11 protein-coding genes and 1 pseudogene are annotated in these 14,542 nt (G+C 73.7%); 4 read left to right on the forward strand and 8 right to left on the reverse strand.

The genetic code is table 11. The features are described 5' to 3' along the window. Window positions 1-190: 190 nt before the first annotated feature. From VTA80_RS05815 to galU, 3 genes are read right to left on the reverse strand one after another with little or no spacing between them, the layout of a single operon-like run. Window positions 191-802, reverse strand: coding sequence for a GNAT family N-acetyltransferase (locus VTA80_RS05815; protein ID WP_407344450.1), 612 nt, complete (start codon window positions 800-802; stop codon window positions 191-193). 1 nt (window position 803) lies between these two features. Beyond that, window positions 804-2,030 (reverse strand): gephyrin-like molybdotransferase Glp, encoded by a 1,227-nt coding sequence (gene glp, locus VTA80_RS05820; RefSeq protein ID WP_407344451.1) that lies wholly within the window; start codon window positions 2,028-2,030, stop codon window positions 804-806. After that, on the reverse strand, window positions 2,027-2,926 hold the full coding sequence (galU, locus tag VTA80_RS05825) for a UTP--glucose-1-phosphate uridylyltransferase GalU (protein WP_407344452.1): 900 nt from the start codon (window positions 2,924-2,926) through the stop codon (window positions 2,027-2,029). The genes glp and galU overlap by 4 nt, the downstream gene beginning before the upstream one ends. A 107-nt stretch (window positions 2,927-3,033) precedes the next feature. Between galU and VTA80_RS05830 the strand changes: the two genes are divergently transcribed. Beyond that, window positions 3,034-3,684 carry a 5-formyltetrahydrofolate cyclo-ligase gene (locus tag VTA80_RS05830; RefSeq protein WP_407344453.1) on the forward strand — a complete coding sequence of 217 codons (651 nt, stop codon included), beginning with the start codon at window positions 3,034-3,036 and terminating at the stop codon, window positions 3,682-3,684. Here VTA80_RS05830 and VTA80_RS05835 read toward each other — a convergent pair. Beyond that, window positions 3,662-6,283: a penicillin acylase family protein gene (locus tag VTA80_RS05835; protein ID WP_407344454.1), complete on the reverse strand. Its 2,622-nt coding sequence runs from the start codon at window positions 6,281-6,283 to the stop codon at window positions 3,662-3,664. The genes VTA80_RS05830 and VTA80_RS05835 overlap by 23 nt on opposite strands. A gap of 158 nt (window positions 6,284-6,441) precedes the next feature. On the opposite strand from VTA80_RS05835, the pseudogene VTA80_RS05840 reads away from it, so the two are divergent. After that, window positions 6,442-6,582: pseudogene (locus tag VTA80_RS05840) on the forward strand (FmdB family zinc ribbon protein); the annotation flags it as partial. Between the two features lie 14 nt (window positions 6,583-6,596). Here the strand turns inward: VTA80_RS05840 and VTA80_RS05845 are convergent. Next, a complete protein-coding gene (locus VTA80_RS05845) occupies window positions 6,597-6,857 on the reverse strand; it encodes a hypothetical protein (RefSeq protein WP_407345854.1) in 261 nt (86 codons plus the stop codon). A gap of 126 nt (window positions 6,858-6,983) precedes the next feature. Here VTA80_RS05845 and VTA80_RS05850 point away from each other — a divergent pair, with 126 nt between their 5' ends. Together VTA80_RS05850 and mscL are read left to right on the forward strand one after the other, a co-directional pair. After that, the gene (locus tag VTA80_RS05850) at window positions 6,984-7,712 is read left to right on the forward strand and encodes a flagellar biosynthesis protein FlgA (protein WP_407344455.1); all 729 of its coding nucleotides are present in this window, start codon (window positions 6,984-6,986) and stop codon (window positions 7,710-7,712) included. An 86-nt stretch (window positions 7,713-7,798) separates the two neighbouring features. Next, entirely contained in the window at window positions 7,799-8,212 is a 414-nt protein-coding gene (gene mscL / locus VTA80_RS05855; protein ID WP_407344456.1) for a large conductance mechanosensitive channel protein MscL, read from the forward strand. A gap of 33 nt (window positions 8,213-8,245) precedes the next feature. Here mscL and VTA80_RS05860 read toward each other — a convergent pair whose 3' ends face one another. The 3 genes from VTA80_RS05860 to VTA80_RS05870 all read right to left on the reverse strand — a co-directional run bounded on the left by VTA80_RS05860 (window position 8,246) and on the right by VTA80_RS05870 (window position 14,536). Then, window positions 8,246-8,485 carry a hypothetical protein gene (locus VTA80_RS05860; RefSeq protein WP_407344457.1) on the reverse strand — a complete coding sequence of 80 codons (240 nt, stop codon included), beginning with the start codon at window positions 8,483-8,485 and terminating at the stop codon, window positions 8,246-8,248. A 43-nt stretch (window positions 8,486-8,528) separates the two neighbouring features. Then, window positions 8,529-12,755, reverse strand: coding sequence for a hypothetical protein (locus tag VTA80_RS05865; RefSeq protein ID WP_407344458.1), 4,227 nt, complete (start codon window positions 12,753-12,755; stop codon window positions 8,529-8,531). Between the two features lie 287 nt (window positions 12,756-13,042). After that, window positions 13,043-14,536 (reverse strand): amino acid permease, encoded by a 1,494-nt coding sequence (locus tag VTA80_RS05870; protein ID WP_407344459.1) that lies wholly within the window; start codon window positions 14,534-14,536, stop codon window positions 13,043-13,045. Window positions 14,537-14,542: the final 6 nt, after the last annotated feature.

Below are 14,542 nucleotides of genomic sequence, written 5' to 3' on the forward strand. Positions count from 1 at the left end.
CCGGTCTTCGGCACGCGATTCGAGCAGCTGCTGACGGTGTCGCAAGCGATGTGGCACCAGGTACGCGATCCAGAGCGCCGCCGCCGCGAGGGCGACTAAGCCTGCTGGATCTCGCACCCTCCGACGGTAGGCGTGCAGCGCACGGCGTCGCCGCAGCCTGTTCGGCGTGTCGGCGGCCGACCCGCGCAATTCAGCCGGTCGGCGGCCCGGCGGTCCGGGCGTGCCACCGTGCGAGGAGCCCGCCGGGCACCTCCTCGGCCGTCAGCGAGAAGGTCCGGTGGTCGCGCCACGTGCCGGCGATGTGCAGGTACCGCTCGCGCACGCCCTCGTCCCGGAAGCCCAGCTTCTCCACCACCCGCAGGCTCGGTGCGTTCTCGGACCGGATGTTGATCTCGAGGCGGTGCAGCCCGAGCACCTCGAAGCAGTGGTCGGTCGCCAGGGCCACCGCCGTCGGGATGACGCCCCGCCCCGCCACGTGCTGCGAGACCCAGTACCCGATCGTCCCGGAGCGCAGCGAACCGTAGGTGATCCCGGACACGGTGAGCTGGCCGACGAGCTGGCCCGCATGATCGACCGCGAACGGCAGCGACGTGCCCTGCCGCGCCTGCGTCGACAGGGACCGCACGAAGCCACCGAACGTCGGGGCGGGTCCGACGACCGGGATCGGTGAGGAGGCCTCCCAGGGCGCGAGCCAGCTCGCGTTGGCGGCACGGAGGGCCAACCACTCCCGCCCGTCGCGCCGGCGCAGCGGCCGGAGCCGCACGTCGCCGTCGGTCAGGACCACGGGCCATCCAGGTGCCACGTCAGGCCTCCAGCACGAGACAGTGGACCCGATCGCCGCCATGCACGACGGCGTCGTGCTCGGGGACGACCGCGAGCGCGTTCGCCCGCGCGAGGGTGACGACGGAGAGCTCGCCCGGATCGCCGATCGGCGTGACGCGGTACCCCTCGTCCGGGGTCCCGGAAAGCCGAGCGGGCACGAACTGGCGCATCCCCGCGGGAGAGGACCAGCCCGTCGTGGCCACCGCGGCGACCGAGGGACGGAAGAGCTCGGGACGCCCGGCGATCGATCGCAGGACCGGTCGGACGAACACCTCGAACGAGACGTACGCGGCGACGGGGTGGCCCGGCAGCGCGAAGACCGGCACCAGCGAGCCGTCGGCGGCCCCGACGTGCCCGAACCCCTGCAGGTGGCCCGGCGTCATCGCGACATGGTCGAAGCGCATCGTGCCGAGGGAGGCGAGGACGTCCTTCACGGTGTCCGACGTCGACTCGCTCAGGCCCCCGGTCGTGACGAGCAGATCGGCGCGGACGAGCTGGTCCTCGATGACCTCACGCAGGGCCGCACGATCGTCCCCGACGACGCCGATGCGGATCGCGAGCGCGCCCGCGTCGATCACGGCGCTGACCAGCGCCGGCCCGTTCGAGTCGTGCACCCGGCCATCCCGCGGGAGCGACCCCGGGTCGGTGAGCTCGTCGCCGATCGAGATCACGACGACGCGCGGCGTGGGGTGCACGGTGACGCGCCCTCGACCGATCGCGGCGGCCAGCGCGACCTGACGCGCGCCGAGGCGGGTCCCCGCGCCGAGCACGACCTCACCCTCGGGTGCGTCCACGCCCGCGCGGCGGACGTTCTCGCCCGGCACCGTCGGTCGCGGCACGAGCACGTGGGCCGTGCCACGGTCGGTCTCCGCGAGCGGCACGACGGCGTCGGCCCCCAGCGGCAGCGGCGCCCCCGACTCGATCCGGACCGCGTAGCCGGGCACGAGCCGCAGCGGCGCCGGCGCACCCACGTGCACGTCGTGGACGACCGGCAGGTAGAGCGGCAGGCCGGATCCGGCCCGCTCGGTGTCGGCGGACGACACCGCGTAGCCGTCGTGCGCCGCGAGCGCGAACGGCGGCAGGCCGCGCTCGGCCACGACGTCGACCGCGAGGACGCAGCCCACCGCATCGGCCAGCACGACCTCCAGGGGTTCGACCGGCCCGACGGCCTCGAGGACCGCCGCCAGCTGGTCCTGGACCGACCTCACGCGGGCAGGGTCGGAACGAACTCGGTCAGCCACTGACGGAACTCCGGGCCGAGGTCAGGACGATCGGAGGCGATGCGCACGACGGCCTTGAGGTAGTCGAGCCGGTCCCCTGTGTCATATCGACGACCACGGAAGATGACCCCGTACACGCCGCCCCCCGCCTCCGCCGGCAGGTCCGCGAGCGTCGCGAGCGCATCGGTGAGCTGGATCTCGCCGCCGCGACCCGGCGCGGTGTCCTCGAGAGTCGCGAACACCGCAGGGTTGAGCACGTAGCGGCCGATGATCGCGAGGTTGCTCGGCGCGTCCGCGGTATCGGGCTTCTCCACCAGGCCCGTGATGCGGACCTCGTCGGTGCCGCCACCCTCGAGCGGGACCACGGCCGCGCAGCCGTACAGGTGGATCTGGTCGGGCTCCACCTCGAGCAGCGCGACGACGGAACCCCCCGTGCGCTCCTGGAGCGCGAGCATCCAGGGCAGGATCGGGTCCCGCCGGTCGATGAGGTCGTCCCCGAGCAGGACGGCGAACGGCTCGTTGCCGACGTGGCGCTTGGCGCACAGGACCGCGTGGCCCAGCCCCTTGGGCTGCCGCTGCCGGACGAAGTGCACATCGGCGAGGTCGGTCGACGCGCGGACCAGGGCGAGGCGAGCCGTGTCGCCCTTCGCCTCGAGCGACGCCTCGAGCTCAGGCGCGGCATCGAAGTGGTCGGCGAGCGAGCGCTTGCTCCGGCCGGTGATCATCAGGATGTCGTCCAGGCCGGCGGCGACGGCTTCCTCGACGACGTACTGGATCGCGGGCTTGTCCACGACAGGGAGCATCTCTTTTGGCGTCGACTTCGTCGCGGGAAGGAATCGAGTCCCAAGGCCGGCGGCCGGGATCACTGCCTTGTGTATAGCCATGTGTCGAGGCTATCCGCCGCCGGCCGCGCCCGACGCCGAGCGCGCCGGGCGGCCCCCGATCGGGCGTGGCGCGGGACCCCGGCAGCGCGGTGGGAGACACTGGAGACATGAGCACTGCCGCCCAGCCCTATCCCCCTGCCCTCGGCGTCATCGATGCCGAAGACGCAAAAGACGCATTACGGGCGGCGATACGCACGGCGCGCCAGGCACGGTCGGAGCGGCGCCGCCTCGAGGCCGGCACGGCCTTCGCCGAGGTGCTCGAGACCATGCCCGAGGTCCGCGCGGCCACCTGCGTGGCGGCCTACGTCGCGCGACCGTTCGAGCCGAGCACCGCGGCCCTGCTCGAACGGCTGGCCGCTCGCGGCGTCCGGATCATCCTCCCGGTACTCGGCACCGGTCTCCAGCGCGACTGGGCCGTGTACGACGGCGCCGCCGATCTGCAGCAGCGGGCACCCGGCCGTCCGCCCGAGCCCGGGACGACGGCGCTCGGCGCCGCGGCCCTCGTCGCGGCCGACGTCATCATCGCGCCCGCGCTCGCCGTGGACACCTCAGGCGCACGGCTCGGCCAGGGCGGCGGGTGGTACGACCGTGCGCTGGAGCACGCCCGGCCCGGGACACCGGTGATCGCACTGGTCTTCGCCGAAGAGGTCTACGACGCCGGCACTCGACCGCTGCCGCGCCAGCAGCACGACCGCCTGGTCGACGCCGTCGCGACCCCCGAGGGGTGGCGCTGGCTCAGGCCACCGGTCGTAGGGTGAGCCGGGAGTCGGCGCCCTCGTCGATCGCCGTGGCGCTGTAGGGCCACGGGAAGGTCTCCCCGCGGGCCCACGCCCCGAACTGGTCGCTGTAGTGCTTGCTGCCAGGGTGTCCGGACGCACCCGTGAGGACGACCCACGTCGAGGCATCCAGGTCACCGAGGTCCACGACCATCCGCATCGAGGGCGCCTTCGTCACCGTGAACGAGCCCGAGCCGGCATCCCAGCTCGTGGCGTTGACGGCGCTCGAGCTGCCCGCGACCTCGAGCGGGGACGGGTTGACCAGCCGCCGAATGATGCCGGGGACCGTGTCGCCGCCGAGCGCGGGGTGCTGGGGCGCCACCGTGTGCAGCTTGCCCCACTCCCAGTCGGACGGCTCCTTGCCGATCTGGACCGTGAGCTCGCGCCGGGCCGAGGTGAGCGCCTGCGACAGGATCTCGTCGCGCCCCTCGATGACGCCGACGGTCGTGCGGTCGTCCCACCACGGGTCGGCGGGCCGCTCGAGCATGCCGCGCACGACCTCGAGCCAGCGGCTGCCGCCGTCGGGCCGGGCGCTGTCGGGCAGGTCGTCCCAGAAGGTGAGCTGGAGCAGGTTCGACCACACGGAGGCGAAGTAGGCCGCCCCCGCCGACTCGGTCGTGGATCGACCGTCCCACTCGCGCAGGAGGTCCTGCCCGGTGCGGTCGAACGCCGACTCGACCGGCACGGTGAGCAGGGTGGGGACGAGCATGGTCGCGTACGGGTTCGCATCGTCGAGCTGCAGCGCGCTGGTCATGGCCGCGTCGACCTTGGTCCCCTTCGCGATCGCGCCGGTGAGGACGTCGCGGATGCGTTGCGAGCGGTAGCCGAAGTCCCAGTCGCTCGTGAGGAACGGGCCCGAGCCGGTCGGGGTCACGGCCTGGTTCGCCGCGACGATGAACCCCTCCGGCGGGTCGAGCACCGCGGGCATGTCCGCCGGGTCGACGTAGCCCTGCCAGTCGTAGCGACTGTCCCAGCCCGGTCGGGGCCACGTGCCGTTCGACGGGACGGGCCCGTCGGGCACTGCGGCGCGAACCGGGATCCGGCCGGGGGCCTGGTAGCCGATGTGGCCGTCGGTGGTGGCGAAGATGATGTTCTGCGACGGCACCTCGAACAGCGTCGCGGCGGCCTTGATGTCGGCGGCTGTGTGGGCGGTGTCCATCGCGAACACGGCGTCGGCGGTGTGTCCGGGAGTGAGCGCCGTCCAGCCGAGCGAGATCTCGTAGATGCCCGCGGGGGCGCCGTCGGGCAGCGGGGAGATGCGCGCGGAGTTCACGTCCGGCAGCACGCCCGAGATGATCGGCCCGTGCTCGGTCGACCGCACGGTGATCTGGACGTCGTCCGCACCGTTGACCTTGATCGTCTCGGTCCGGCTGGCCAGGACCTGGCGTTCGCCGTCGCGCAGGTAGGTGTCCCCCGAGGTGCGCTCGAGGAAGAAGTCCGTGACGTCGGCGCCGAGGTTCGTGATGCCCCAGGCGAGGGCGTCGTTGTGGCCGATCACGACTCCGGGGAAGCCCGCGAACGAGAACCCCGCGACGTCGAACGGGCAGTCGGAGCTGACGGTGCGGCAGTGCAGGCCGACCTGCGACCAGATCCCGGGCGCCGAGATGGACAGGTGCGGGTCGTTGGCCAGCATCGGCTTGCCCGAGGCCGTGTACTTGCCCGCGACGACCCAGGAGTTGGACCCGACGCCTTCGCCCTCGCCGAGCAGGTGCGGGACGGCGCCGAGCGCGTCTTGCGCCGAGGTGAGCGCGGTCTGCAGGTCGTCGGCGGCCAGCCCCGAGGAGGACAGGTCCCCCGGGGTCAAAGCCCCCACGGGCAGGTCGCCGGTCGCGCCGTCGGCGACGGGGGTGGCCGTCGCCGCGGGCGTCACCGCGGCCGCGGCGAGGATCGGGGCGTTCGTCCCCTCGGGATAGGCGGGGAACAGCTCGTCCACCCGCGCGACGTCGCGCACGGACGCGAAGCTCGTGGCGCGGTCCAGCTCATCGTCGTAGTTGCCGCGCAGGTCCCATGCCATCGCCTTGAGCCACGCCAGCGAGTCGATGGGATCCCAGGGTTCGGGCTCGGCGACGTCGACCTGGAGCCCGAGGACCGTGTACTCGATCCCGAGCGAGTCGGGATCGCGCGTGGCGAGGTAGTCGTTGACCCCGTCGGCGTACGCCTGCAGGTACTGGCGGGTGCTCGGCTCGAGCAGCGGCCACTCCTGCTCGGCGACGCGGCGCCAGCCGAAGGTGCGGATCACGGTGTCGGCGGCGAGGGCATCGGCGTTCTCGCCGACCAGCTCCGAGATCCGGCCGGCGGTCACGTGCCGGCGGTAGTCCATCTCGAAGAACCGGTCCTGCGCGTGCACGAACCCCTGGGCGCGGAAGAGGTCGGCCGGGGAGTCGGCGGTGATCTGGGGAACGCCACGCGCGTCGCGCACGACGTCGACCTCGGCGGCCAGGCTGGGCACGTCGATCGTCCCGCTGGTCTGCGGGAGCGGGCGGCGGACCACCACGAGCGCCAGCACGGAGGTGGCGACGAGCGCCAGGATGACGACGCCGGCAACGACGAAGAGGAGGCGGACGGCACGGCGGCGGGGCACCCAGCGAGAGTAGCCGGTCGATCGTGGCGGGCGGCGAGGGTCCGCTCCGAGCCGGTGCGAACACCCGCCGGAGGCACCCCTTGCGGGGACAACGTAGGATTGGCACTTGAACTAGGAGAGTGCCAGCAGTCGCTGGCAGTCCGCAAGGAGGATCACCTGTGCCCACCTATGCCTACGCGTGCACCGCGTGCGACCACCGGTTCGAGGCGCAGCAGTCCTTCACCGAGTCTTCGCTGACCATCTGCCCGGAGTGCGCCGGCCGCCTCCGCAAGGTGTTCCCGAGCGTCGGGGTCGTCTTCAAGGGCTCCGGCTTCTACCGCAACGACTCGCGGTCGAGCAACCACGGCAAGATCAGCGCGGGCGCGACCATGTCGCACGGCGACTCGGGCTCGAGCGGGTCGAGCGACTCCGGCTCGTCGAGCTCGTCGAGCGATTCGAGCTCCTCCACCTCGACCCCCGCGGCCGCGCCGAGCACCTCCGCCGCCGCGTCGGGATCGGGCAGCACGTCCGGGTCCGGCAGCACGTCGGGATCGGGCAGCAAGGTCGCCGCAAGCGCCGGGGCCTCGACGTCCAAGTAGGCACGTCCCGCAGCTGAGCGACCTGGACCGCGCCCGACCCCGGTCGGCGCGGCTCCCCGTGCGTCCACATCGCACGTCCCTGCCCGACGGCGACCGGCCCGCGCGACCGTAGCGTCCCGGACATGCCTCGACTCCCGCTGCGGCACCCCCCGGACGGCTCCCCACGAGCTGCCGTCGCCCGCCGGACGCCGACCCACCGCGCGCGGCTGCTGGCCTGGCGCCTGCGGTTCCCCGTGGCCGCCACGCTCCTGGGGGTGGCGGTGGCCCTGGTCGTCGGGCGCCTCAGCCCCGCGCCGACGCCTACCGTGCCCGTCGTGGTCGCTGCACGCCTGCTCGCGCCCGGTGCGCTGGTGGCCGCCGACCTCCGTGTGGTCCGCCTGCCGCCCGCCCTGGTCCCCCGCGGCTCCCACCGCGGCGCGGACGACGTCGTCGGCCACGAGCTGGTGATCGGCGCCCCGCCAGGGCTCCCGATCGTCGACACGCTGCTCGCCGGCGACCGCCTCGCGGCCGCAGGGCCGGCCGGCTCGGTGGTCGCACCGATCCGGCTCGCGGACCCGGCGGTCGCCGCGCTCCTGCGGCCCGGCGACCGTATCGACGTGCTCGCCGCGACCGGCTCGGCCGACGGCGAGCCGGTCGTGCGGCGCCTGGCGGAGCGGGCGATCGTGCTGGTCCGGCCCGGTGCCGACGCAGCCTCGACCGCCGCGAACGCGATCGGCGGCGGGATCCTCAGCGGCGGCGGGGCTGACCCGGGGACCGGGGAACTGACCCTGGTTGCGGTGACCCCGGCGGAGGCGGCTGACCTGGCCGGTGCGTCCAGCTGGGCAAGCCTGAGCGCGGTCGTCGTGGGCTGACCGGGGCGTGAACGGTGTCGTCGGCCTCCGGTTCAGCGTGGAATGATCTGCGGCGATCCGCCCACCTCGACCGATTGGGGACACCGATGCGTTCGGTTCTCGAAGGATTCAAGAACTTCATCATGCGTGGCAACGTCGTCGAGCTGGCGGTCGCCGTCGTCATCGGTGCCGCGTTCACGGCCCTGATCAACTCGATCGTCAACGGGCTGTTCACGCCGCTGATCGCCGCGATCCTCGGCAGCACGGATCTCTCCAAGGCCGGCGCCTTCGACATCAACAACGCGCACTTCTACCCGGGCATGGTCCTGGACGGGCTGATCAAGTTCCTCGTGGTCGCCGCCGCGGTGTACTTCATCATCGTGTTCCCGCTCAACAAGGTCGCCGAGCGCCGCAACCGGGGCGTCGAGCCCGAGGTCGCCGCGATCGCCACGGACACCCTGCTCCTGCAGGAGATCCGCGACCTGCTCGCCGCGCAGCAGGGCACGTCCCCGCGCTCCTGACACACCCCGCTCGCGCTGGTGGGCCGGACCGGCTCACCAGTGCGGGGGGACGTCCCGCTGGAGCTGGGCGTCGTTCGTCTGGTCGCTCGCGGACTCGTGCCAGCCCCGGTTGGCGTCGTCGACGCTCCGGCTCGGGGTCGCGTCGCCCACGCCGAGCCGGATGACGCGCCGTCGCTTGGGCCGCGCCGTGTGCTCCGGCCCAGTTCGCTCCCGCGCCACATCGGAAGCGTGGGTCGAGGCGGCGGGGTCAGAGGAGACGTCGTTGAGGGACACGATCTACCAGGGTACGTGGTTCCCCGACGAGCCGCCGAGGCGGCTACGGCAGGATGCGGCGCACCGCACTGGCGATCGCCGTGTCCACCCGCGCTCCGCGGCGGGCGATCCCGAGCTCGGACCGTAGGACCGCCGCGAGCTGCAGGTGGTCACGCTCGACGCCGTCGGACACGATCCAGGTGAGCAGGTCGTCGAGCTGGTCGTCGCCGTAGGCGCTGATCGGCAATCCCGGCTCCACCGGCGGCCGCGGGAGGCCCGGCACCGGCAGCGTCGGCTGGGCGTGCCCGGCGGAACGCCGCAGCTCCCCCGCGTCGCTGAGATCGGAGTTCGCCGGCCCGCCCGCGGGCATCATCGCCCCGGTCGGACGTGCGAGCCGGGCCCGGTCCGCCACCCGAGCGAGGACCGTGCGCTCGATCGCGTCGGCCTCGCCCTGCGGGTCGAGGAACGCGGCCGCCGACCACACCTGCGCCACCGACCACCCCAACCGCTCCAGGCGGCGGGCGCGCTGCCGGTCGCGCACCCGCACGCTCGGCTCGGCGACGTAGTCCGCGTCGTCGGTCAGGACGGCGACGATCAGCTCGCCGGGCAGGTCGGGGTGCCCGACCGCGAGCGGGATCCGCGACCCGCCGGCCACGCCGTAGTCGATCTCCACGAGCAGGCCCGCGCGCCACAGCCGCTCGGCCAGGTCCATCACGAGCCGGTCCGGGCTGGACGGGTCCGGCGCGCTCACGGCGATGCCGGTCTCGTCGCGCCCGCGCGCCGACGCGAACGCCAGCACGTCGGCGAGCAACCGCGCACCCGCGCCGCGCAGCCGCTCCGGGTCGAGCTCGTCGGCACCGAAGCAGGACACCACGACGAGCCGGTGCCGGGTGGCGCCGAGCGCATCGAGCAGCAACGCCTCGCCGCCCGGACCGCTCAGCGGGCCAAAGCCGTGGAGCACACGCCCGTGCGGGGTCTTGCCGAACCCGACCGACAGGATGATCGCCTCACGCCGCAGCCCGGCCACGCCGGCGAGGTCGGCGACCACGAAGGGCTCCGAACGCGCGACGTCGAAGAAAGCCGCGAGCGACGGGTTGTCCCGCACCTCGGCCAGGACCGCCTCGCGCACCCGGTTGGCGTGCGTCGGCGAGGACGTGATGACGGCGAGCGACTCCTCGGGACAGGTCAGCGCGTGCGTGATCGCGAGCTCGACGACGTGCTCGACCTCGGCCCGGGTGCTGTCGACGGCACCGGTCGCGGGGTCGGGCATGCCGGAGCCGTCCACGACGTCGAGCCGCACGAGCGGCGCGGCCACGGGCAGCGGCGTCGCCTCGAGCACACCCGCGTAGCCGTGCTCGGCGAGGAACGCGGTGAGGTACGGGTCGCGCCGGGTCGAGTCGGCCCGCAGCGCGATCCCCGGCAGCACGGCCGCAAGCTCGCGGACGGCGGTCCCGGACGCGCACCGCGCATCGCCGACGACGACGACCTGGCGCCCGCGCACGAGCGCCGCCAGCGCGACCTCGAGCGGGAGGTGCTGGACGGCGTCGAGCACGACGAGGTCGACCGTGCGGGTCGCGGGAAGCAGCTGGGGCACGATCATGGGCGACGCCGTGAGCACCGGGCGCAGCCGGCGCACCAGGTCGGGGTAACGCTCCACGGTCTGGCGCAGGCTGGTCAGCCGCTCGTCGACGAGCTCGGAGAAGAGCTCCTCGGCCTGCTCGCGGTGCGCGGTCAGCGCGGTGGCGATGTGCCCGACGGCGGCGGTGCGCACCGGCGCCGACAGGCTCGCCACCTGCTCCAGGTCGAGCCGACGGAACTCGGCCGCGAGCGTCGACAACGCGGTGCCGTCGTAGCCGGCCAGGGCAGGGTCACGGCGGAGCAGCTCGTCGAAGACCGTGCTCCACCACGCAAGGTCGAGCTCGGCGCCGACGAGCTCGGCGCCCATCCGGCGTCGGGCAAGGTCGTCGAGCAGCGGGTCGAGCCCCGCCGCGCGGAGCGTGCGGACCAGCGCGGTGCGCTCGGGGAGCGCGTCGAGCGCGGACCGGTCGGCGAGCAGCCGACGGAGCCGATCGGCGAGCTCGGGCAGCGGGACGAGCCGAAGCTCGCCGCCGCCGGGGGTGGTCGCGAGCGCGGCCTCGAGGTGCTGAAGGTCGTCGGCGACCTGCCCGTACTCCGCCTCGATCGCCGAGAGACCCTCGGGCAGCCGCGGCCAACCGCCACCGGGGCAGTGCGCCTGCCAGATCTCGCGCTGGTGCTGAACCTCGACGAGCGCCGCGTGCAGGTCGGCGACGGGCCGGCCCGGTCGGGCCATGTCTTTGGCCTGCTTGCGCAGCCGGCGCCGGAGCATGCGCCCCATCGGCTGGTCGTGCTCGACTCGCCAGGCCTTGGACGCCGTGGCGGCCACGAGGTCGGCGGCGGTGCGTTCGAAGATCATCGGCTGGAAGACGTCCAGCGCGCCGCGGATCCCGTCGAGCATCCACAGCTGCTCGCCCCAGGCCGCGACGGTGGTCGCCGTGGTGAGGCCGGTCGCGACCGCCACCTGCTCCGCGCGCGCCGCAAGGATCGGCAGAGACTGGCCCACGAGCCGCTCGATCCGCGCGAGCGCGTCCTGGGCGGCCGCGGCCGTCACGAGGTCCGCGCCGAACCAGGGGGTCTGCGCCGCGCGGAGCGAGAAGGCGCCCAGGACGGCGGCGCGGGCGAGGTCCACGGCGAGCAGCGCCCGCCGGGGGGCGTCGAGCACGCGAGCGACGTCGGGGCTCAGCCGAGCGGTGGTCTGCGGCGCGGGCCGGGTCGAGGTCAGCCGGGCGAGCGCCTGGAGCGCGTCGTACGCGGAGGCACCCCAGGGCTCGCGCTCCTGGTGCAGCGCGTTGACGTACCCGCTGAGGCGCCCGCGGTGGGCGACCAGGTCGCGACGCAGGGCCGCGACCCGCTGGGGGTCCGTCGCGGCGGGCTCGAGCGTCATCGCCCCGAGGAGCCGGCGCGCGACGGCGGACCGCCAGTCGGCGTCCGGTGCGACGTCGAGCAGCAGGTCACCGAGACCGAGCTCGCCGAGCCGGGCGCTCAGCGCGGTCGCGGCACGCCGGTGACCGGGGACGTAGAGCACGCTGCGCCCGCTCGCGGCGGCGTCGGCGACGACGGCGGCCAGCGTGCCGGTCTCGTCGCAGCCGGCCGGGGCGTCGATGAACAGGTGGCTGCCGGTCGCGAGCACGTCGAGCACGTGCCGCTGCACGGGGTCGAGGTCGCCGACGCCGCGTTCGGCGGCCGGGTCACGGTCGCCGCGCACGCGCTCGGGGAGCGGCCTCGCCAGGAGCTCGAGCGCGGCGTCGTCGCCCGCGAGCGCGGCGATCACCTCGTGCCGGGCGAGCGTGGCGGAGTTCTGGTCGAGATCCTCGACGAGCACCTGGCCCGGGTGGACGAACGTGCCGACCAGCAGCCGCTCCGTGAGCGTGAAGTCCTCGAGCACGGCCGCACCCAGGGCGGACAGGCGGTCGAGCGCCGGTCGCGGGTTGAAGCCGGAGCCGGTGAATGCGCCGCGGGCGAGCGCGACCGGGTCGAGCAGCGCGCCCCGACCCCGCAGCGCGCGGGCCAGGATCGGGTTGAGCTCCAGCGACGGCTCGAGGCTGAGCTCGTAGTCGCTCGCGCCGCTGCCGCGCGGGTGCAGCCCGACCGGGCGCAGCAGGACGGGCGCGCGCACGGTCCGGGGGGCTGACGGCGTCTCGGGGTGCGAGCCGGGTTCGGTGCGGGCCTCCGCGTCCGCGCCGTCGTCGGCCATCGACGCCTGGTCGGTCCCCTCGCGCGCCGGCCCCTCGTGGCTCGGCCGATTGCGGGTCACCGCGGCGAGCGCGCCGACGTCGTCGGTCGCCACGTCCGGTGACGTCCGCTCGATCCAGGTGGCGACGCCGATCGCGAGGTAGGTGGGGGCGATCCCGTACCGCTGCGCGTACTCCTCGGCGCGCGCGCCCACCGCCCGCGCACGGCGCTTGGCGGTCGCCAGGGCGGCGCCCTCGCGGACCAGGTTCGACAGGCGGGTGTCGCGACCGGCGAACAGCTGCGCGATGCCGGACGGGTGCGCGGCCGACAGGTCGAGCGAGGCCTCGCCGAGCAGGTCGACGTTGGCCAGGGACGATCCCCCGGCTGCCTCGACGAGGGACGAGCGCCAGGACGCGACGGCGACCGCCACGAGCTCGGCGGTCGAGGGCGGAACGACGGCCACAGGCTGGTTGCCGGCCGTCGCGGGGAACTCGGGACCGACGCCGGACGGTGTGCCTGCGGTGTGTGCGGGAACAGTCACGCTGGAACGCTAGCCGCGGATCGCGGCGGACCGTGCGTGGCTCGCCGTCGAAGCCGGGATTGGATCGAAACGGGCACGTCGTGACGCCCTTCAGGGCGAACGGAAAGCCAGGAAAAGATAAGGCAGTGCGCACCGCGCAGGGGGCCGGCGATGCGCACTGTCAAGGCTAATTGTGACGCCGCGCAGGGGTCAAGGTCAAATTGCCCCACTACCGACCCAGACGCACCCACTCGTCCCCGACCGCGCTCGGCCCCGGAACGCCGGGGCCGCCACGGCGAGCGGGGAGGTCAGGTCGGAACCGGAGCAGGCGACGGAAGCTCGGTGGGCAGGTCCACGTCCGGCGCCAGCCGGCTGTGACGACGTCCGTACGCCAGGTAGATCACGATGCCGATGACCATCCACACCAGGAAGCGCAGCCAGGTCTCCAACGGCAGGTTGACCATGAGCCACACGCACGCCACGACCCCGAGCACCGGCACGACCGGGACTCCCGGGGTCCGGAACGCGCGGGGCAGATCGGGCCGGGTGCGGCGCAGCACGAGCACGCCGACGCACACGACGACGAACGCGAACAGCGTGCCGATGCTGACCAGCTCGGACAGCGCCGACAGCGGGACGAAGCCCGCGAGCGTCGCGGCCGCCGCGGCGACGATGCCCGTGATCAGCGACGGCGTGCCGAAGCGGGGGTGGACCTTGGCCAGCCGGGGCGGCACGAGGTGGTCGCGGGACATCGCGAACAGCACCCGGGTCTGGCCCATGAGCATCACCAAGATCACGGTGGTGATCCCCGCGACGGCGCCGAGCGCGATCACGCGGGCCGCCCACGTGATCCCGATCGAGTCGAAGGCCTCCGCGAGGGGCGCGCCCGTGTTGAGCTCGCCGTAGGGGACCATCCCGGTCAGCACGGCCGCGACGGCCATGTAGAGCACGGTGCAGATCGCGAGCGACCCGAGGATGGCGCGCGGCATGTCGCGCTGCGGGTTCGCCGTCTCCTCGGCCGTCGTGGCGACGATGTCGAACCCGATGAAGGCGAAGAAGACCACCGATGTGGCGGCCACGACCCCGAAGACCCCGAACGCGCTGGGCTCGAGGCCGAGGAACGCCTGCACGATGGGTTGGTGCAGGATCCCGCCCCCGGCGCCCTGCACGGGCTGGCTCGGCGGGATGAACGGCGAGTAGTTCGCGGTGTTGATGTGCATCGCACCGACGACGATCACGACGAGCACGACGGCGATCTTCACGGCGACGAGCACCCCCGTGAACCGGCTCGCCGTCTTCGACCCGCGCACGAGCAGCAGCGACAGGACCAGCACGATCGCGATCGCGGCGGGGTCCGGCCAGGCCTTGTCCCCCGCCATCCAGGTGGGCAGGCCGAGCAGCGACTGCAGGTAGGCCGACCAGCCGCGCGCCACCACGGCGGCACCGAGCATGAGCTCGAGCAGCAGGTCCCACCCGATGATCCAGGCCACGACCTCACCGAGCGTCGCGTAGGCGAACGTGTACGCGCTGCCGGCGACGGGCACCGTCGCGGCGAGCTCGGCGTAGCACAGGGCCGCGAACGCGCACGTGATCCCGGCGAGCAGGAACGAGAGGATCACCGCTGGACCGGCATTGAGGGCCGCCTGCTGACCGGTGAGCACGAAGATCCCGGTCCCGACGATCACGCCGACGCCGAAGACGATGAGGTCCCAGGTCTTCAGGTTCCGCTTGAGCTGGTGCCCCGGTTCGTCGGTCTCCCGGATGGACTGCTCGACCGTCTTGACCCGCCACTTGCCCGCCATGGGTGT

Source organism: Pengzhenrongella phosphoraccumulans (assembly GCF_045689905.1).
Lineage (GTDB): Bacteria > Actinomycetota > Actinomycetes > Actinomycetales > Cellulomonadaceae > Pengzhenrongella > Pengzhenrongella phosphoraccumulans.

Excerpts from the sequence above, each read along its gene's own strand:
- VTA80_RS05850 (WP_407344455.1), top strand. The coding sequence starts at position 6,984 with ATGCCTCGACTCCCGCTGCGGCACCCCCCGGACGGCTCCCCACGAGCT.
- galU (WP_407344452.1), bottom strand. The coding sequence starts at position 2,926 with ATGGCTATACACAAGGCAGTGATCCCGGCCGCCGGCCTTGGGACTCGA.
- VTA80_RS05870 (WP_407344459.1), bottom strand. The coding sequence starts at position 14,536 with ATGGCGGGCAAGTGGCGGGTCAAGACGGTCGAGCAGTCCATCCGGGAG.
- VTA80_RS05830 (WP_407344453.1), top strand. The coding sequence starts at position 3,034 with ATGAGCACTGCCGCCCAGCCCTATCCCCCTGCCCTCGGCGTCATCGAT.
- mscL (WP_407344456.1), top strand. The coding sequence starts at position 7,799 with ATGCGTTCGGTTCTCGAAGGATTCAAGAACTTCATCATGCGTGGCAAC.